At 66.9% G+C, this 18,143-nt stretch carries 22 protein-coding genes and 1 other RNA gene; 19 read left to right on the plus strand and 4 right to left on the minus strand.

Annotation, left to right across the window (positions count from 1 at the left end; all coding sequences use genetic code 11):
• The first annotated feature begins 121 nt into the window (after window positions 1-121).
• The 8 genes from rph (at window position 122) to pepQ (ending at window position 7,795) form a co-directional block, all read left to right on the plus strand.
• The gene (gene rph, locus AB4Y98_RS12315; RefSeq protein WP_353099080.1) at window positions 122-847 is read left to right on the plus strand and encodes a ribonuclease PH; all 726 of its coding nucleotides are present in this window, start codon (window positions 122-124) and stop codon (window positions 845-847) included.
• Complete coding sequence (locus AB4Y98_RS12320) at window positions 844-1,230, plus strand: VOC family protein (protein WP_025874209.1); 387 nt, start codon at window positions 844-846, stop codon at window positions 1,228-1,230. The genes rph and AB4Y98_RS12320 overlap by 4 nt, the downstream gene beginning before the upstream one ends.
• The gene (gene rdgB / locus AB4Y98_RS12325) at window positions 1,230-1,832 is read left to right on the plus strand and encodes an RdgB/HAM1 family non-canonical purine NTP pyrophosphatase (RefSeq protein ID WP_312786539.1); all 603 of its coding nucleotides are present in this window, start codon (window positions 1,230-1,232) and stop codon (window positions 1,830-1,832) included. The genes AB4Y98_RS12320 and rdgB overlap by 1 nt, the downstream gene beginning before the upstream one ends.
• A gap of 26 nt (window positions 1,833-1,858) precedes the next feature.
• Window positions 1,859-2,359: a hypothetical protein gene (locus tag AB4Y98_RS12330; RefSeq protein WP_312786540.1), complete on the plus strand. Its 501-nt coding sequence runs from the start codon at window positions 1,859-1,861 to the stop codon at window positions 2,357-2,359.
• Between the two features lie 34 nt (window positions 2,360-2,393).
• On the plus strand, window positions 2,394-3,620 hold the full coding sequence (hemW, locus tag AB4Y98_RS12335) for a radical SAM family heme chaperone HemW (protein WP_442244441.1): 1,227 nt from the start codon (window positions 2,394-2,396) through the stop codon (window positions 3,618-3,620).
• 120 nt (window positions 3,621-3,740) lie between these two features.
• Window positions 3,741-6,017 (plus strand): DUF1631 family protein, encoded by a 2,277-nt coding sequence (locus AB4Y98_RS12340; protein WP_442244442.1) that lies wholly within the window; start codon window positions 3,741-3,743, stop codon window positions 6,015-6,017.
• Window positions 6,014-6,388, plus strand: a complete 375-nt coding sequence (locus AB4Y98_RS12345) for a PilZ domain-containing protein (protein WP_223496410.1) — start codon at window positions 6,014-6,016, stop codon at window positions 6,386-6,388. The genes AB4Y98_RS12340 and AB4Y98_RS12345 overlap by 4 nt, the downstream gene beginning before the upstream one ends.
• A gap of 75 nt (window positions 6,389-6,463) precedes the next feature.
• Window positions 6,464-7,795 carry a Xaa-Pro dipeptidase gene (pepQ, locus tag AB4Y98_RS12350; RefSeq protein WP_336031890.1) on the plus strand — a complete coding sequence of 444 codons (1,332 nt, stop codon included), beginning with the start codon at window positions 6,464-6,466 and terminating at the stop codon, window positions 7,793-7,795.
• Window positions 7,796-8,279: 484 nt separating this feature from the next.
• On the opposite strand, the gene AB4Y98_RS12355 is transcribed toward pepQ, so the two are convergent.
• Together AB4Y98_RS12355 and AB4Y98_RS12360 are read right to left on the minus strand one after the other, a co-directional pair.
• Window positions 8,280-9,608, minus strand: coding sequence for an aminopeptidase P N-terminal domain-containing protein (locus AB4Y98_RS12355; RefSeq protein WP_312786910.1), 1,329 nt, complete (start codon window positions 9,606-9,608; stop codon window positions 8,280-8,282).
• Window positions 9,608-10,156 (minus strand): YecA/YgfB family protein, encoded by a 549-nt coding sequence (locus AB4Y98_RS12360; RefSeq protein WP_230112415.1) that lies wholly within the window; start codon window positions 10,154-10,156, stop codon window positions 9,608-9,610. The genes AB4Y98_RS12355 and AB4Y98_RS12360 overlap by 1 nt, the downstream gene beginning before the upstream one ends.
• A 153-nt stretch (window positions 10,157-10,309) precedes the next feature.
• Here AB4Y98_RS12360 and AB4Y98_RS12365 point away from each other — a divergent pair, with 153 nt between their 5' ends.
• From AB4Y98_RS12365 to AB4Y98_RS12400, 8 genes are all read left to right on the plus strand, one after another.
• The gene (locus tag AB4Y98_RS12365) at window positions 10,310-10,531 is read left to right on the plus strand and encodes a TIGR02449 family protein (RefSeq protein WP_025874200.1); all 222 of its coding nucleotides are present in this window, start codon (window positions 10,310-10,312) and stop codon (window positions 10,529-10,531) included.
• Window positions 10,528-10,824: a cell division protein ZapA gene (locus AB4Y98_RS12370; RefSeq protein WP_025874199.1), complete on the plus strand. Its 297-nt coding sequence runs from the start codon at window positions 10,528-10,530 to the stop codon at window positions 10,822-10,824. The genes AB4Y98_RS12365 and AB4Y98_RS12370 overlap by 4 nt, the downstream gene beginning before the upstream one ends.
• A 97-nt stretch (window positions 10,825-10,921) precedes the next feature.
• A non-coding RNA gene (ssrS, locus tag AB4Y98_RS12375) (6S RNA) lies at window positions 10,922-11,107 on the plus strand.
• Between the two features lie 83 nt (window positions 11,108-11,190).
• Entirely contained in the window at window positions 11,191-11,784 is a 594-nt protein-coding gene (locus AB4Y98_RS12380; protein WP_312109305.1) for a 5-formyltetrahydrofolate cyclo-ligase, read from the plus strand.
• The gene (locus AB4Y98_RS12385; RefSeq protein ID WP_025874197.1) at window positions 11,781-12,260 is read left to right on the plus strand and encodes an EVE domain-containing protein; all 480 of its coding nucleotides are present in this window, start codon (window positions 11,781-11,783) and stop codon (window positions 12,258-12,260) included. The genes AB4Y98_RS12380 and AB4Y98_RS12385 overlap by 4 nt, the downstream gene beginning before the upstream one ends.
• A 24-nt stretch (window positions 12,261-12,284) precedes the next feature.
• Window positions 12,285-12,932: a ribose-5-phosphate isomerase RpiA gene (rpiA, locus tag AB4Y98_RS12390; RefSeq protein ID WP_099820806.1), complete on the plus strand. Its 648-nt coding sequence runs from the start codon at window positions 12,285-12,287 to the stop codon at window positions 12,930-12,932.
• Between the two features lie 21 nt (window positions 12,933-12,953).
• Complete coding sequence (locus tag AB4Y98_RS12395; RefSeq protein ID WP_025874195.1) at window positions 12,954-13,400, plus strand: DUF192 domain-containing protein; 447 nt, start codon at window positions 12,954-12,956, stop codon at window positions 13,398-13,400.
• A 322-nt stretch (window positions 13,401-13,722) separates the two neighbouring features.
• Complete coding sequence (locus AB4Y98_RS12400) at window positions 13,723-14,568, plus strand: SirB1 family protein (RefSeq protein ID WP_025874194.1); 846 nt, start codon at window positions 13,723-13,725, stop codon at window positions 14,566-14,568.
• A gap of 66 nt (window positions 14,569-14,634) precedes the next feature.
• Here AB4Y98_RS12400 and AB4Y98_RS12405 read toward each other — a convergent pair whose 3' ends face one another.
• Window positions 14,635-14,859, minus strand: coding sequence for a rubredoxin (locus tag AB4Y98_RS12405; RefSeq protein ID WP_025874193.1), 225 nt, complete (start codon window positions 14,857-14,859; stop codon window positions 14,635-14,637).
• Window positions 14,860-14,893: 34 nt separating this feature from the next.
• Between AB4Y98_RS12405 and thiE the strand changes: the two genes are divergently transcribed.
• Window positions 14,894-15,529, plus strand: coding sequence for a thiamine phosphate synthase (gene thiE, locus AB4Y98_RS12410; RefSeq protein WP_032976730.1), 636 nt, complete (start codon window positions 14,894-14,896; stop codon window positions 15,527-15,529).
• 15 nt (window positions 15,530-15,544) lie between these two features.
• On the plus strand, window positions 15,545-16,834 hold the full coding sequence (hemL, locus tag AB4Y98_RS12415) for a glutamate-1-semialdehyde 2,1-aminomutase (RefSeq protein WP_442244443.1): 1,290 nt from the start codon (window positions 15,545-15,547) through the stop codon (window positions 16,832-16,834).
• A gap of 118 nt (window positions 16,835-16,952) precedes the next feature.
• On the opposite strand, the gene azu is transcribed toward hemL, so the two are convergent.
• Window positions 16,953-17,402 (minus strand): azurin, encoded by a 450-nt coding sequence (azu, locus tag AB4Y98_RS12420; RefSeq protein WP_363731809.1) that lies wholly within the window; start codon window positions 17,400-17,402, stop codon window positions 16,953-16,955.
• Between the two features lie 122 nt (window positions 17,403-17,524).
• Between azu and AB4Y98_RS12425 the strand changes: the two genes are divergently transcribed.
• Complete coding sequence (locus AB4Y98_RS12425) at window positions 17,525-18,127, plus strand: HAD-IA family hydrolase (RefSeq protein ID WP_442244444.1); 603 nt, start codon at window positions 17,525-17,527, stop codon at window positions 18,125-18,127.
• Window positions 18,128-18,143 lie beyond the last annotated feature (16 nt).

Raw genomic sequence — 18,143 nt, forward strand, 5'->3', positions numbered from 1 at the left:
GATGTATCCGGTGCTTGCAAAGGGGGAATGGTACCCTAGCGGTCTCTTTTGAGCCCCTTTCCCCGCCCCGTGAAGGCCGCGGGGATGGTGGCGTACTCCCTTTCCCTACGGAACCTGCCCCATGTCCGATTTCCGCCCCAGTGGCCGTCAGCCCGATCAGCTGCGCCCGGTCGTCATCCAGCGCGGTTTCACCCGCCACGCCGAAGGTTCGGTGCTGGTCTGCTTCGGTGAAACCCGCGTGCTGTGCACGGCCAGCATCGAGAACCGGGTGCCGGGCTTCCTGCGTGGCAAGGGCGAAGGCTGGGTGACCGCCGAGTACGGCATGCTGCCGCGCGCTACCCACACCCGCAGCGACCGCGAGGCCGCACGCGGCAAGCAGGGCGGCCGCACGCTGGAGATCCAGCGCCTGATCGGCCGCAGCCTGCGCGCCTGCGTGGACCGCAACGCACTGGGCGAACGCACCATCACCCTGGACTGTGACGTGCTTCAGGCCGACGGTGGCACCCGTACTGCTGCCATCACCGGCGCCTATGTGGCCCTGGTCGATGCAGTGAACGTGCTGATGAAGCGCGGTGACATCAAGCGCAACCCGATCCTCGGCGCGGTGGCGGCGGTGTCGGTCGGCGTCTACCGCGGCACCCCGGTGCTGGACCTGGATTACCCCGAAGACAGCGACTGCGACACCGACATGAACGTGGTGATGAACGACGGCGGCGGTTTCATCGAACTGCAGGGCACCGCTGAAGGCCATGCCTTCCGTCGTGACGAACTCGATGCGCTGCTGGGCCTGGCCGAGAAGGGCGTGACCGAGCTGCTGGCCGCGCAGCAGGCAGCGCTGTCGGCATGAACCGGCGCATCGCCCTGACCACCCTGGTGGTGGCCGACTACGACGAAGCCATTGCCTGGTACACCGGCAAGCTCGGCTTCCAGCTGCTGGACGACATCGACCAGGGCAGCAAGCGCTGGGTAGTGGTCGGCCCGACCGATGGCAGCGCCGCCGCCCTGCTGCTGGCCCGCGCCAGCGACGACGAGCAGCGCAGCCGTATCGGCAACCAGACGGGTGGTCGTGTCGGCTTCTTCCTCAACACCGATGACTTCCGCCGCGACCACGCGGCGATGCTGGCTGCCGGTGTCCAGTTTCTGGAAGAACCGCGCGAAGAACCCTACGCCACGGTCGCGGTGTTCCGCGACCTGTACGGCAATACCTGGGACCTGTTGGAGCCCCGCTGATGAAGAAGCTTGTCCTGGCCAGCCACAACGCTGGCAAGCTGGTGGAAATGCAGGAAATCCTCGCCGATCTGCCGCTGCAGATCACTTCGGCCGCCGAACTGGGCCTGGGCGATGTGGAAGAGACCGGCCTGACCTTCGTTGAGAACGCGCTGCTGAAGGCGCGCGCCGCCTGCGAAGCGACCGGCCTGCCGGCGCTGGCCGATGATTCGGGGCTGATCGTCGATGCCCTCGGTGGTGCGCCGGGGCTGTACAGCGCCCGCTATGCGGGCCATCCGACCAATGCAGCGGCCAACAACGCCAAGCTGCTGGAAGCAATGGCCGATATCGCCGATGGCCAGCGCAGCGCCCGCTTCTATGCGGTGATCGTGCTGCTGCGGCACGCCACCGACCCGCAGCCGCTGATCTGCGAAGGCCGCTGGGAAGGACAGATCATCCGCGAACTGCGCGGCAGCAACGGCTTCGGCTACAACCCGGTGTTCCTGGATACCACCCACGGCCTGACCGCTGCGGAAATGGAACCTGCGTTGAAGAACGCCATCAGCCATCGCGCCATCGCCCTGCAGCAGCTCAAGCAGCAGCTCAAGCAGCAGTTCGCGGACTGAACCAGCATTCGACAGGAGACTCAAGGATGACCGTGAAGCGCTACCGCACCGGAATGGAACTGGTGCAACTGCCTGCCGTACTGGGGCTGATCAGTGGTGCGATCCTTGGCGGCATGTTGGCGTGGACAGGGAAGGAATCCTGGTGGGCGGTACCGGTGGTTGCGCTGGTCGGCATGACCGTCATCACGCTCATCGGCGCGCCCATCATGTGGCAGCGCGTCGAACTGGACGCTGCTGCCGGCCACATGCGCTATCACAACATCGGCAGCCTGCATCGGTGGCGCCATGTAGCGTTGGTGGACGTGCTGGAAGTACGGATTGACAGTTTTGCCGACAAGCGCAAGGCCATGGTCTCCGGTCTCCATCTGTGCATGCGCAATGGCTGCAGTCCGGCGCGCCACCGTTTGATGGACAACGCTATAGGCAGCTACAAAGGGCCCTCGCCCTTCTTCCGCCAGATTGCCGCTGCCGTGCTTCGCGCGCAGCCGCGCTCCCTGGTCGACCCCCTTCTGCGAGCGGCGGACTGATCTGCCGCTCCCCCACGTCCGCATCACGCCAGCCATGCCGCACGCCCACGACCACGACCACTGCAACCACCTGCCCGGCGAGTCCTGCGACCACGACGCCCCACCACGTCTGGTCCCACCGCCGCTGGCGCTGTACGTGCATCTGCCATGGTGCGTGCGCAAGTGCCCATACTGCGACTTCAACTCGCACCAGGCCAAGGGCGAACTGCCCTTCGACGCCTACATCGATGCGCTGGTGCGCGACCTCGACCAGGACCTGCCGCTGGTCTGGGGCCGGGTGGTCAGCAGCGTGTTCTTCGGTGGCGGCACGCCCAGCCTGTTCCCGCCCGAGGCGATCGACCGCTTCCTGCAGCAGGCCAGCGCCCGCCTGCGCTTCGCGCCGAATGCGGAGATCACCCTGGAAACCAACCCGGGCACCGCCGAGCACGGTCGCTTTGATCGTTACCGCGCGGCCGGGGTCAACCGCCTGAGCTTCGGCATCCAGAGTTTTGATGATGCCGCGCTGAAAAGACTGGGCCGCATCCACGACAGTGGCGAGGCCGAGCGCGCGGTGAAGATGGCGCAGGACGCGGGCTACGACAATTTCAACATCGACCTGATGTACGCACTGCCGGAACAGACCCTGGCCGGTGCCGAGGCCGATCTGGAGCGCGCGTTCGCGTTGCAGCCGACCCACATCTCGCACTACCAGCTGACCCTGGAACCGAACACCGTGTTCTTCGCGCGGCCGCCGCAGGGCATCCCCGATGAAGACCATGCCTGGGACATGCAGGAACACTGCCAGGCGCTGCTGGCGCAGGCCGGTTTCGGCCAGTACGAGGTGAGCGCCTACGCCCGCCCCGGCCGGCAGAGTGCGCACAACCTGAATTACTGGCGTTTCGGTGACTACCTGGGCATCGGCGCCGGCGCGCACGGCAAGATCAGTTCCGGCGCCGAAGAACATGTGCTGCGACGCTGGAAGCACAAGCACCCGCAGACGTTCATGGATACCGCCGGCACGGCCGCATCGTTCGGTGGCGATGAGGTGATTGCCGCCGAGCGCCTGCCGTTCGAGTACATGCTCAACCTGCTGCGCCTGCACGAAGGTTTCAGCCTGCGCGACTTCGAATCGCGGACCGGCCTGCCCCGCAACGTGCTGGATGTCCCATTGGCCGAAGCAGTGCAGCGCGGCTGGCTGGTCGTGGCGGACGGGTACGTGCAGCCGACCGAGCTCGGCCGGCGCTTCACCAACGATGTGGTCAGCCTGTTCCTGGAAGAATGATCCGCCTGCGGCGCAGCCATGGAAGGCTGCCCTGAATGAATCCATCGCTAAAGTAGCGCCTTCACCGGCCGACACGGTAGATTCCAAGATCGATCCGCGGGAATCCGGACCCCCTCGCCGATGTCAGCTGTCTTCTCTCTTTCCAGTGCCGACACTGCCCGCCTGGCCGCGGCCGACCTGCCGCCGCGTGTGCGCGAGTTGCTGGGCGCGTTGATCGGCCTGTGCCGTCAGGCCCTGACGGCGCCGTTGATCCTGACCGTGGAAGCGCTGGAGCAGACCCTGCTGCATGACGCCGACCATGCCCGCAACCCGCAACAGCAAGCCGATCTGCTGGGCCAACGCGGCCAGCTGCATGCGTTCGCCGGCCACTTCAGCGATCGTATGCTCGATGCGCTGGCCGATGCGCTTGTGCGGCTGCGTGAACCGATCACCCCGGTCGTGGCTGCCGCCACACCACCGCCCTTGCCCGGCATGCTGGGGTTGACCCTGGTGGCCGAGCATGAAGTCGACCGCGACCTGCTGCTGACCGAAATGGTGCGCCGGGAAACCCTGCGCTCGGCCAACGCCTTGAACCTGCTGGGCCAGCGTCTGGGTGTTGTTGCCGGCGCACCAGCCTTTGAAGCCGACACCCTGCCCTTGGCACCGCAGGCCCTGTGCGCGATGGTGCGCAAGCTGGCCGAACAGGATGCCCTCAGCGCCGACGTGCAGATGGCGCTGTACCGCAGCTTCGAGCGGCAGGTGCTGGAGCGGCTGGGCGATGTGCTCGACCGTGCCAATGCGCTGCTGGCGCAGCACGGGATCCTGCCAGGCCTGGTCTACACCCCGTACCTGGCCCGTTCCTCAAGCACCCGCCGGATCATCACCCAGTCGGTCGGCAGCGGCCGCAGTGGACGCCCGTCACCGCGCGTGCCCACCCCGATGACCGGCTGGGGTGGGTCGGCACCGGCCGGCTCATGGTCGACGTTGATGCAGGACGCCTTCGCCGATGCGGATGCGCCCGGTGCGTCGGCCGGCATGACGGTACCGGCCAGCAGCGTGCTGCACGAGATGCTGCAACAGGCGCGGCAGACCCCGCAGCCAGCGGCGAATCCGGCGGCCCTGCCCAGTGCAGCGGTTGATGCCGTGCTGGCACGCCTGCAGGGGCAGGCCAGCGCCGCCAGCGCCATGACCGATCTGCAGGCGGCCGTGGTGGCCCAGCTGCGCAGCGAACATGGCGCGCAGGCAAGCCTTGGCAGCCACGACCGCGACAATCTCGATCTGCTGCGCCTGCTGCTGCAGCAGGTTCAGCAGCAGCAACGGCCGGACCCGGTGCCGGCCGCCCTGCTCGCGCGCCTGCAGGTTCCTCTGGCGCGCGCAGCGATGGCTGACCCGGGGTTTTTCGTGCGCGACGAACACCCGGCGCGCGAACTGCTCAACCATGTCGCTGAAGCCGGCGCCAGCTGGCTCGGCGATGACGACGTCGATCCGCAGCTGCTGCAACGGCTGGCGCAGAGCGTGCAGGGACTGCTGGGCAAGGATGCGCGCACGCCCGAGGCCTTTGCCGCCGCCAACGAAGAGATACAGCAGCATCAGCGTGCCGCCGCGCACCGCGCTGAACTGGCAGAGCGCCGTCACGTGGAAGCGGCACGCGGCAAGGAACGGCTGGAGCTTGCGCGCCGCCAGGCCAATGCGCAGATCGACCAGTGCTGCGACACGCAGGAACCGCCACGCTTCGTGCAGACACTGCTGCGCCAGGCCTGGGCGGACGCATTGACGCTGACCCGTCTGCGCCACGGTGATGATTCGCCGCAATGGCAGGAGCGCCTGCAGCAGACCGAACGCATCGCGACGATCACTGCCGAGGCTGCCAGCGAAAGCAGCGCGACTGACGCTCCGCTGGCCGCCGAGGTTGAATCGGCCCTGCTGCAGGTCGGCTACCACGCAGAGGAAGCCGCGGCGGTCGCGCGCCGCCTGTCCACGCCGGGTGGCGAAGACGAAAGCACCTCGCGCACCGAACTCAGTGCGCGCCTGAAGGCCCATGCGCGGCTAGGCGAACACGCAGGCGCGCAGACCCAGGCAAATGAGGCCGCGCCGCGCAGCGAGGCCGAGGAGGCCAGCTATCAGCAACTATGCACGCTGCCCTTCGGCAGCTGGTTCGATATCGACGATGGCGAAGGCACACTGCGCCGCCAGCGCCTGTCCTGGTACAGCCTGCTGACCGGCCATGTGCTGTTCGTCAACGCGCGTGGGCAGAAGATCGGCGAAACCACCCTGGATACGCTGGCCCGGCAGATGAGTGCCGGACGCGCGCAACTGGTCACCGAAGAAAAGGGCCGGCTGGTCGACCGCGCCTGGCAGGCGAGCCTGAGCGCACTGCGCGCGCTCGCCGGACGTCGACCGCAGGAGCCCAACGCATGAGCACGCAACCGCCCGTTGATACCCGCCGTGCGCCGCGCCGGCAGGTCTCCGATCTGGTACCGGTGACCGACCAGATGCGCGACAGCGTGGTCGGCCGGCTTGGCAATGTGTCCGAGACCGGCATGCTGATGCTGGCCAGCGCCACGCTGCGCGACGATGCGCTGTATCAGTTGCGCTTCCCGCTGCCATCGGCCGATGGCCGCAGCGAGTGGATCGACGTCGGCGTACACCTGCTGTGGAGCGAACCGGCGCATGCACCCGGCCAGAGCTGGGCAGGCTTCCGCTTCCTGACCCTGTCACGCGAGCATCGGCAGCTGCTGCGCCGGTGGATCGGCGAAGACAACGACGAGACACCGGTTTCGACGGGCTGAGTGCCGGTTCCGGCACAGCGGATTGCGTCGGTATCCGGCAGAATCTAGGGCCGTTTTCCGTGTCGAGCCACCGCAATGATCCAGCAAGACCCCGGCGCCCTGTATCCCGACCACCTGGCCGTGCTGTGCCGACGCGCCGAGCAGGCGCTGGCACGCGGCGGCTTCGACCACCTGGTGGTGCCCAGCGGCACCCTGCACTACCAGGTCTTCGACGACCGTGACTACCCGTATGCGGTAAACCCGCAGTTCAAGGCCTGGCTGCCGCTGACCCGTGTACCCAACAGCTGGATCGTGTTCACCCCGGGCAAGCGTCCGGCGGTGATCTTCCACCAGCCGTTCGACTACTGGCATGTGGTGCCGGATGCACCGAGCGGCTGGTGGGTCGAGCACTTCGACATCCACATCATCCGCACGCCGGACGAAGCGCTGGCACTGCTGCCGCCCGACCCGGCGCGCTGCGCGATCCTGGGTGAACCGCAGAGCGCGCTGGGCGCGTATGTGCCGAACAATCCAGCGCCGGTGGTGAACTACCTGGAATGGCATCGTGGCAGCAAGACGCCGTATGAAATCGCCCTGATGCGCCAGGCGCAGGTGCTGGGTGTGCGCGGCCATCGGGCAGCCGAAGCGGCGTTCCGCAACGGCGCCGACGAATTCAGCATCCACATGGCGTACTGCCAGGCCGTGGGCCAGGACGCCACCGAGCTGCCGTACGGCAACATCGTGGCCTTGAACGAGCATGCGGCGGTGCTGCATTACACCGAACTGGGCCGCAAGGCACCGCAGCCGCTGCGCAGCTTCCTGATCGACGCCGGCGCCAGCGCGCACGGTTATGCCAGCGACATCACACGTACCTACGCCGCCGCCGGCCATGACGAGTTCGCGGCGATGATCGAAGCGGTCGATGCCGCGCAGCAGGCGATGTGCGCGGCCGTACGCCCGGGCTTCGACTACAAGCAGCTGCACGTGGATGCGCACCTGTCGCTGATGGGCGTGCTGAAGGACTTTGGCGTGATCAAGGTGTCGCCGCAGACCGCGCTGGAAACCGGCGTCAGCGCCGCGTTCTTCCCGCATGGCATCGGCCACCTGATCGGCCTGCAGGTGCATGACGTGGCCGGTTTCGCGGCCAGCGATGAAGGCGGCCGCATCGAGCGTCCGACGGGTCATCCGTACCTGCGCCTGACCCGCGTGCTGGAGCCGGGCATGGTGGTGACGATCGAGCCGGGCCTGTACTTCATCGACATGCTGTTGAACGAAGTGAAGGACGCCGGTCATGGCGATGCGATCAACTGGGAGCGGGTGGACTTCTTCCGTCCGTACGGCGGCATCCGCATTGAAGACGAAGTGCTGTGCACTGATGGCGAGGCGGACAACCTGACGCGGCCGGTGTTTGCGGCGGCGAACGGCTGAGCCCCTCGTGGCTGGTCGCTTGGAGCAAAAGCCGCGCTTGGCGGGGCGGGGTGGGTTGGCGGGGGACGCCGTGAACCCATCCCTGGGGGCTTGGCCGCGGCATCCATGCCGCGGACACCCCCGCCAACCCACCCCGCCCCACCTCTGACAGTTTCCGTGTGCGTCCAGCCACGGAAGAAAGAAAGAAAAGCAAAAGCGGGTCGCTCGCTGCGCTCGCTCCGTGTCGACCAAGGTCGACACCTACCAATAGTCCCGCGTGCCGACAACCGCCGTTACCAACAGCCGCGGGAAACTGTCGAAGGCGGGGTACTGTGGGTTTGCGGGGTGTGAGCGGCATGGATGCCGCGACCAAGCCCCCAGGGATGGGTTCACGGCGTCCCCGCAAACCCACAGTACCCCGCCATCCCACGGAATGCCGCTGTTGCTGTTGCTGTTGCCCTGGCCTGTAGCGGGTGCAGGGCTGCAAGCCCTGCCGAAACCCCTCTTACCCCGCCATCAACGCTTCGATCTCGTCGGCGCTGCGTTCCAGCCCTTCGGTCAACACCCGATGGCCGTCGTCGGTGATCAGCACGTCATCTTCGGTACGGATGCCGATACCGCGCCAGCGCGGTTCCACTGTCGTGTCTTCCACGCCGATATACAGCCCCGGCTCGATGGTGAAGGCCATGCCCGGCTCCAGCAGGCGCGAATCGCCGGCCAGGCGGTAGTCACCTACGTCGTGCACATCCAGCCCGATCCAGTGCCCTGTCTTGTGCCGGTAGAAGCGCTGGTACAAGCCTTCGGTGAGATTCTTTTCCAGCGTGCCCTTCAACAGGCCCAGCTGCAGCAACCCCTCGGTGAGGGTCTGCACCGCCGCCAGATGGCCCATTTCGTACGCCACGCCCGGTTTGGCCTGGGCAAGCGCCGCCGCCTGCGCCGCACCCACCAGATCATGCAGCGCACGCTGCTCGGCGCTGAAACGACCATTGACCGGGAACGTACGGGTGATGTCACTGGCGTAGCCGCGGTACTCGGCGCCGGCATCGATCAACACCAGTTCACCGTCGCGCGAGCGTGCGTTGTTGTCGCGGTAATGCAGGATGCAGGCGTTGCGGCCGGCACCGACGATGCTGCAGTACGCAGGCACCGCGTCGCTGGCACGGAACACCCGCTCCAGCTCGGCCTGCAGTTCGTACTCGTGGATGCCCGCCTTCGCACTCTGCATGGCCGCACGATGCGCCAGCACGCTGATATCGGCCGCGCGCTGCATCAACGCCACCTCGGCACCGGACTTGAACAACCGCTGCTCGTGCAGCAGGTGGCCCAGTTCCAGGAACTCATGCGGTGGCTGCGCACCGTGGCGCACCTGCGAACGCACGCGGTTCACCCAGCCGATCAGCTTCAGGTCGAAGTCCGCATCGCGGCCGAAGTGGTAGTACACCCGCGACCGCCCTTCCAGCAGGCCCGGCAGGATGTCGTCCAGGTCGGTGATCGGGTACGCATCGTCCATCGCGAACTGCGCCACGGCGCCTTCCTGGCCGGCGCGACCGCCATCCCAGGCTTCACGCTCGGGATCGCGCTCACGGCAGAACAGGATGGCTTCGCCGTGGCGACGACCAGGAATCAGTACCAGCACCGCTTCCGGCTCCGGGAAGCCGCACAGATACTGGAAATCCGAATCCTGCCGGTACGGATAATGGGTATCGAGGCTGCGCACCTTCTCCGATGCCGCCGGCAGCACCAGGATCGCGTCTTCGCCCGCCATGTCCATCAGCTGCCGGCGACGACGCTTGTACTCGCCGGCAGCGATGCCGGTGCGCTGCTTGATATCCATCAGTTCAGGCGCTGCCGATGGCGCGCGGCCAGCACCACATCACCGTGCAGCAGCAGCACCGCCACCCGGATGAACTCTTCGATCTCCGACAGGGCTTCGTCATCATCGTCACCGCCGGCTTCGAAGTCCTCGCTCGAGGCACGGGCCAGGCTGGCCAGGTCGTTCAGTGCCTCCTCGCCTTCTTCGGACAGGGTCGGCCGGTGGCCGCCGCTGCCCAGGCCGAAGCCGCCCAGGAAGGAGCGGGTCCAGCTGAACATGGAATCTGCCTGCGCGGCCACGTCGCTGCTGTCGGTCAACAGCAGCTCGAAGGCGAAGTCTCGGTCTTCCAGCTGCTTGATGGTGGCCTCCAGCAACTGCGCCAGCGCACTGTCGGCAGCCACCTGCGGCAGATTGTCGTCGGCCAGCACGCGCGCCGGCCAATCGTTGCCAGGGGCACCGCCAGCGGCCAGCCAGCCGCACAGCCCGCCATGCAGCTCGGCAGCAGTGGCGCCCAGGCCCAGTTCCTGGCTGGCGCGGGTAACGTCGTCGACGGAGGGAAGTTCGGTCATCGTGCGGCTCGTTCGGAAGGGAAACTGCGGAGCGCGCACGCGCGCGCCCGTGAGCCGGGTAGTGTAGCAATCTGTCCGCCTGCTCTCCGTAGCCGCCGGGCCCTGCTGCGGCAGTGCTTGACCGCCCTGACCCGGCTTGCCTATCGTGCGGGCATGGAACCCGCCGATCCCCTTGCCCAGCTGCAGGCCTTCGCCGCCCGTGTGGAGGCGTTGCTCGACCGCAACCAGCGGCTGGCCGAGGAGAACCGCAGCCTGCGCCACCAGCAGGAACAGCTGGTGGCCGAGCGCTCGACGCTGCTGGCCAAGAACGAGCAGGCGCGTTCGCGGGTGGAAGCGATGATCACCCGGCTCAAATCCCTGGAGCAGCACACATGAGTGCCGAACCGGTCAGCGTCCGTATCCTCGACCGTGAATACACAGTCGGCGTCGGTGGCGATGAACGCGACAGCCTGATGGCGGCCGCCCGCCTGCTGGATGCGCGCATGCGCGAGATCCGTGGCAGCAACCGGATGGCCGCGGTGGACCGCATCGCGGTGCTGGCGGCACTCAACCTGGCGCACGAGCTGCAGCTGCTGCGCGACGAGAACGCCCGCCAGGCGGTTGCCCTGCAACAGACCCTGGCCGACCTGAACCGGCGCCTGGACCGTGCAATCGACAGCAGCACGTGAGAAAGGCGCGGAATGCGCATTCTCTTTTCTGAATTGGCACGCACTGTTGCCGACGAACGGCCTATCCAGATCACGCGCGGTAGCTATAATGGCCACGCGTTCTCTGCGGTACTCGACGGCATGTGCAAACATTCGCCTTGTCCCTTAAGAACGACACCGGGAGCGCGACAGCGCCGGGAGTGCAGGTCCGCCTTGCAGCGGGAAGCCCGATGGTTCTCCAGCGTTCCCACTTGAGCCCCCGGGTTCAAGGTCGTTTCGCATGCATCGACATTGCGGAGAATGCAATATTCCAGCAAGGGCGGCGTCTTCGGGCGTCGCCCTTGTTCTTTCCGGCACAATGACGGCTGATCCTTGCCGCACGCTGCCATGAACGACCCGCGACAGGCCCTGCGCCACGACCTGCGGCAACGCCGCCGCGACCTTTCCGCCCCCGCCCGTATCGCCGCTGCCGAATCGCTGGCCGATGCGCTGCTGGCACTGCCGTTCGCCCCGCGCGAAGGGGCCGTGGCCGGCTACTGGGCGCTGGATGGCGAAATCGCCCTGCATCGCTGGCAATTGCAGCTGCCCGATCGCTTGACCTACTGCCTGCCGGTACTGCACGGCGACGTGCTGCGCTTCGCGCCCTGGCGCCCCGGCCAACCCTTGACCAGCAACCGCTACGGCATCCCCGAACCGGACCTTGCCATCGAAGACACGCTGGAACCGGCACAGATGGCCCTGGTGGTGACGCCGCTGGTGGGCTTCGACGCACAGTGCCGACGGCTGGGCATGGGAGGCGGCTGGTATGATCGCAGCTTCGCCTTCCGCCATGATCGGCCGGCGCCACCCTGGCTGGTTGGCGCGGCATTCTCGGTGCAGCAGGTCGAGTCCTTGCCGGTAGCGTCCTGGGACGTGCCGGTGGATGCGATCTGCACTGAAGCCGGCACCCTGCTCCCTTCCGCTGCCCCCGTGAACGCATGACCGCCCGCAAGCGCTACTGGCTGATGAAGTCCGAACCGGACGCTTTTTCCATCGATGACCTGGCCAAGGTCAAGGTTGAACCCTGGAACGGCGTGCGCAACTACCAGGCGCGCAATTTCATGCGCGATGGCATGCAGGTCGGTGACGGCATCCTGTTCTACCACTCCAATACCAAGGTGCCAGGCATCGTCGGCCTGGCCACGGTGGCCAGCGCGGCCTATCCGGACGACACCCAGTTCGACCCGAAATCCGACTACCACGATCCCAAGAGCACGCGCGAGAACCCGCGCTGGATGCTGGTGGACGTGGCCTTCGACCGCAAGCTCAAGCAGGTGATCGCGCTGGACGAGATCAAGCTGCATGCCGAGGAACTCGGCGAAGGCTTCCCGCTGGTTGCCAAGGGCAACCGCCTGTCGGTGTTCCCGGTGACCGCTGCGCAGTGGAAGCTGCTGCTGTCGCTGGAAAAGAAATCCTGATTCCCTGCCTGAGAGCTCTCCGCAATGTCTGAAGCCAAGCGCCTGGCCGCCGAAAAGGCCATCGAGTACGTCGAAGACGGCATGATCGTCGGTGTCGGTACCGGTTCCACCGTCGCCTATTTCATTGATGCGCTGGCCCGCATCCAGCATCGCATCAAGGGTGCGGTGTCCAGTTCCGAACAGAGCACCGCGCGCCTGAAGCAGCATGGCATCGAGGTGATCGAGCTGAACCACACCGGCACCCTGTCGCTGTACGTGGATGGCGCCGACGAGTGCGATGCCAACAAGTGCCTGATAAAGGGCGGCGGCGCTGCGCTGACCCGCGAGAAGATCATCGCCGAGGCCAGCGAGCGCTTCGTCTGCATCGTCGACCCGAGCAAGCAGGTACCGGTGCTGGGCAGGTTCCCGCTGCCGGTGGAAGTGATCCCGATGGCACGCAGCCTGGTCGCCCGCCAGATCCGCGACATGACCGGGGGCCAGCCGACCTGGCGCGAGGGCGTGGTGACCGACAACGGCAACCAGATCCTGGACATCCACAACCTGCAGATCACCGATCCGGAAAAGCTCGAGCGTGAGCTCAACCAGCTGCCGGGCGTGGTCTGCGTCGGCCTGTTCGCACGGCGCCGTGCCGATGTGGTGATCGTCGGCGGCGAGCCGCCGATCGTGCTCTGACCCTTTCGAAGGACCCTGACGATGTCGTTGCTGCGCTCACTGCTGATGCTCCCGCTGCTGGCCCTGACCGGCTGCGCCACCGATGCTGCCCGCCACTGGGTGGAACTTGATGGTGCGCGCTATGACGTTGAACTGGCCACCAACGATGAAACCCGTGCGCGCGGGTTGATGTTCCGCGACCAGATGGCCGAGGACCACGGCATGCTGTTCGTGCATGACCGCGAGGAAATGCAGGCGTACTGGATGAAGAACACCAAGATCGCGCTGGACATCCTGTACTTCGACAGCGAGCGGCGGCTGGTGAGCCAGCAGCGCGACGTGCCGCCGTGCTCGGCCGGTGACATGTGCCCGCCCTACCCCAGCGGTGGCCCGGCACGCTTCGTGCTGGAACTCAATGCCGGCCAGGCGGAGAAGCTCAAGCTGAAGGATGGCACCGAGCTGATCTTCGGCCCGGGCATCGAGAAGTAAGGTACGGCCGGGCTGCGCCCGGCACCCGCCGAAGCCAAGGCCAGAGCAACAGCAAAAGCGTGCATTCCTTGGGTTGGCGGGGTGGGTCCGGTTGCGGGGGACGCCGTAAACCCGTCCCTGGGGGCTTGGCCGCGGCATCCATGCCGCGGACACCCCCGCAACCGGACCCACCCCGCCTTCGACAGCTTCCTGCTGCTGTTGGTAGGTGTCGACCTTGGTCGACACGGTAGATCCACGCCATGCGTGGATGGGGGACACGTAGGGATGATGAATTCACGCCGCACTGCTTGAAACCGCCTGCGATTGCCGCCAGTCTGTGGACATGCAGGACCGGATCACACTCCCCGACTGGGATGCACTGGCCGACTTCGACGACGAGGCGCTGCCACTGCTGCCGACCGCGCTGCTGATCGCGCGCGATGAATATCCCGATCTGCAGCCTTCAACCTACGATGCGCTGGTGCAGAGCCACGTCGAGCACCTGCGTGCCGAGGTGGACAGCATCGAGCACAGCCCCCTGAAGATGGCGGCCATCAACCGGCATCTGTTCGATGAGCTGGGCTACAGCGGCGACCACCAGGAGTACTACGACCCGCGCAACAGCTACCTCAACCAGGTCTTCGAGCGCCGTCTGGGCAATCCGATCTCGCTGGCGCTGGTGCAGATGGAGGTGGCGCGACGGCTGGGCATTCCGTTGGACGGTGTGTCATTCCCCGGTCATTTCCTGGTGCGCCTGCCGGTTGACGATGGCGTGCTGGTGATGGACCCGTTCAATGGGGGCCGCCCACTGGACGTGGACGAACTGCGCGAACGCGCCAAGTCGCACCTGGGCGGGCAGATGCCCGACGACCAGGTGCTGGCGCAGATCCTCGACCCTGCACCGAGCCGCGCGATCCTGATCCGCATGCTGCGCAACCTGCATGGGGTCTATGCCGAGGCCAGCGAGTGGGACCGTGCCGCGCGCAGTGCCGACCGCCTGCTCAAGCTGGCCCCCGAACAGGACGATGCCCTGCGCGATCGCGGCCTGGCCTATCTGCAGCTGGACTACCTGGCCGGCGCGCGCAACGACCTGGGCCTGTACCTGAAGCGCAATCCCGAAGCCAGCGACGCGCAATGGCTGCGCGAGAAGCTGATCGACCTGGGCGGACCGGTACCGCGGCTGCATTGAGGTTGTCCGGTGTGYGGACCAACGGTCCGCACCCACAGGAAGGTCTGCACCCACAGACAGGTCCGATCAATCGATCTCGACCATCTCGAAATCGTCCTTGGTCACACCGCAATCCGGGCAGGTCCAGGTCTCGGGGATGTCTTCCCAGCGCGTGCCCGGGGCGATGCCCTCTTCCGGCAGCCCATCCGCTTCGCGGTACAGGAATCCGCAGACCACGCACATCCAGGTACGCAGGGTGGTGGGGGTGGCTTCGCTCATCGGATAATCAGGGCTGGATTCACGGGCCGCCATTGTCCCATCGCGGTCCACTCACCGGTAGCCATCGATGACTTCTGCTTCCCCGGCGCCCCGCGGCGTCTACCTGATCACCCCGGATGAACCCGATACCGCCCGCCTGCTGGCGCGTACCGCGCCGCTGCTCGCCGCCGGCGCCACCTGGCTGCAGTACCGCAACAAGACCGCCAGCGATGCCCTGCGGCGGGAACAGGCCACGGCGCTGCAGGCCTTGTGCGCCGCCCACGGCGTGCCACTGATCGTCAACGACGACCCGGCGCTTGCCCAGGCCATCGGCGCGGCCGGCGTGCACCTGGGCGGCACCGACGGTGACATCGGCGCCGCACGCAGCCTGCTCGGACCGGACGCCATCATCGGCGCCTCCTGCTACGACCAGCTGGCCAACGCCGAGCGCGCCGTGGCAGCCGGCGCCAGCTACGTGGCCTTCGGCGCCTTCTTCCCCACCACCACCAAGGTCACCAGCAGCCGCGCCCACCCCGACCTGCTGCGGCAAAGCGCCGCACTGGGCGTGCCGCGGGTGGCGATTGGTGGCCTGAGCCCGGACAATGTCGGTCCCATCATCGATGCCGGCGCCGATCTGCTGGCCGTGGTCAGCGGCATCTACGCCGCGCAGGACCCGGTCGCGACCCAGCGCGCCTACCTCGCCCGATTCGATACGCAGCAGTAACCCCCAGGAAACCCCATGAACCACGACCAGTCCCACGCCCTGTTCTCCCGCGCCCAGGAATTGCTGCCTGGCGGCGTCAACTCACCGGTGCGCGCGTTCAAGTCGGTCGGCGGCGAACCCTTCTTCGTCGAGCGCGCTGACGGCGCCTACCTGTACGACGTCGACGGCAACCGCTACATCGACTACGTGGGATCGTGGGGCCCGATGATCGTCGGCCACAACCACACCGCCGTACGCCAGGCGGTGAAGAAGGCGATCGACAACGGCCTGTCCTTCGGTGCGCCGTGCGCAGCGGAAGTGACCATGGCCGAGACCATCACCCGGCTGGTGCCGTCGTGCGAGATGGTGCGCATGGTCAACTCCGGTACCGAAGCCACCCTGTCGGCGATCCGCCTGGCGCGCGGTGCCACCGGCCGCAGCTGCATCGTCAAGTTCGAAGGCTGCTACCACGGCCACGGCGACTCGTTCCTGGTCAAGGCCGGCAGCGGCATGCTGACCCTGGGCGTGCCGACCTCGCCCGGCGTGCCGGCCGGCCTGAGCGAACTGACCCTGACCCTGCCCTATAACGACTTCGAGGCGGCCACCGCCCTGTTCGAGGCACGTGGCAGCGAGATCGCCGGCCTGATCATCGAGCCGGTGGTGGGCAACGCCAACTGCATTCCGCCCCGCGAAGGCTACCTGCAGCACCTGCGTGCGCTGTGCACGCAGCACGGCACCCTGCTGATCTTCGACGAAGTGATGACCGGTTTCCGCGTTGCCCTCGGCGGTGCGCAGGCGCACTACGGCATCACTCCGGACCTGACCACCTTCGGCAAGATCATCGGTGGCGGCATGCCGGTGGGCGCCTACGGCGGCCGCCGCGAGCTGATGCAGCAGATCGCACCGGCCGGCCCGATCTACCAGGCCGGCACGCTCAGCGGCAACCCGGTGGCGATGGCCGCCGGCCTGGCCATGCTGGAGCTGATCCAGCAGCCGGGTTTCCACGACGATCTGAGCGCGCGCGCCGCACGCCTGTGCGCGGGCCTGGAAGCAGCAGCAGCCGACGCCGGCGTGGCGGTGACCACCACCCAGGTGGGCGCGATGTTCGGGCTGTTCTTCACCACTGAGAAGGTGGAGACCTATGCCCAGGCCACCGCCTGCGACATCCCGGCGTTCAACCGCTTCTTCCACGCGATGCTGGACCAGGGTGTGTTCCTGGCACCGTCGGCGTACGAGGCCGGCTTCCTGTCCAGCGCACACGACGATGACGTGATCGAGGCCACGCTGGCAGCGGCACGCGTGGCGTTCAAGGCGGCCAAGGGCTGAACCCCGGCTTGGTAGGTGCCGACCTTGGTCGGCACTGCCTGCCCTCATCCACGCATGGCGTGGATCTACTGCGCTGTGTCGCAAGAGTAGAGCCACGCCATGCGTGGCTGCTGCGCACTCAACCGAAGACGAACTTGCCCTTCATCATCGCGAAGTGGCCGGGGAACGAGCAGAAGAAGGTGTAATCGCCGCCCTTCTGCATGCCCTTCGTGGAAAAACGCACGCGGGCGGTCTCGCCACCACCGATCACCTTGGTGTGGGCCAGCACGCGCTTGTCGGCCTTCGGCAGGTAACTGTCGGCCAGGGTCATGCGCATGCCCGCCATCGCCACCGGCTGGTAGTCGGCGGTGCGGGTCAGCACCCAGTTGTGGCCCATCGCGGTGGCGGCCAGCCTGCCGGTGTGGCGCAGGGTCAGGTCAACTTCGCTGCAATCGGCGGCCACCTTGATCTCGCGGCTGCTGAAACTCATCTGGTCGGTGCTGTCGATGCTCACCGCACATACGCGCGCCATCGCCGACGGCGCCAGCATCAACGCGCCCAGTCCCACCGCTACCATCCAAGCCTTCATCATCGCGTCTCCTGCAGGTTCAATGGCCATTCTAGGCAGCGGCCTGTCCGCCTGGCTGCGACCGTGTGTCGCAGTCGTGCTCCAGGGTTTGCGCGGGGATACGGCAATGGCATGCTCGACCGATGCGGATCGACCTTCTCCTGCTCGATGTCGATGGCGTACTGGTGCACTACCAGCGCGCCCAGCGCGTGCTGCATCTGGCGCAGGCGCTGGAAGTGCCGGCCGCGCACGTGCAGGCCGCGCTGTACGACAGCGGACTCGAAGCGGCACACGACAGCGGTGCGCTGGATCGCGAGCGCTATCTGGCCCAGCTTGGCGAACGGCTCGGCACAACGGTAACGTTGCACACCTGGATCGCCGCACGGCACGCGGCCAGCCACCCGCAACACGCCGTGCTGCAACGGCTGAACGCCCTGCAGGTGCCGATGGCGGTGCTGACCAACAATGGTGCCTTGATGACGCAGGCGCTGCCGACGCTGCTGCCGGAGCTGTATCCCATGCTGCACGGCCGGGTGTTCTGCAGCGCGGACTTCGGCCTGCGCAAGCCTGCGCCGGAGGTGTTCCTGCGCACGCTCGCAGCCCTCGACGTGGCACCGGCGCACACGTTGTTCGTCGATGACCTGTTCGTCAACGTGCGCGGTGCACGCGCAGCGGGCCTGCACGCGGAAACCGTGCAGGACGGACGCGGACTGGGGAAGGTGCTGAAGCGCTACAGGGTGCGGTAGCGCCGGGCCATGCCCG

The sequence above is a fragment of the Stenotrophomonas sp. 2YAF26 genome, from assembly GCF_052114625.1.
Classification (GTDB): Bacteria; Pseudomonadota; Gammaproteobacteria; order Xanthomonadales; family Xanthomonadaceae; genus Stenotrophomonas; species Stenotrophomonas indicatrix.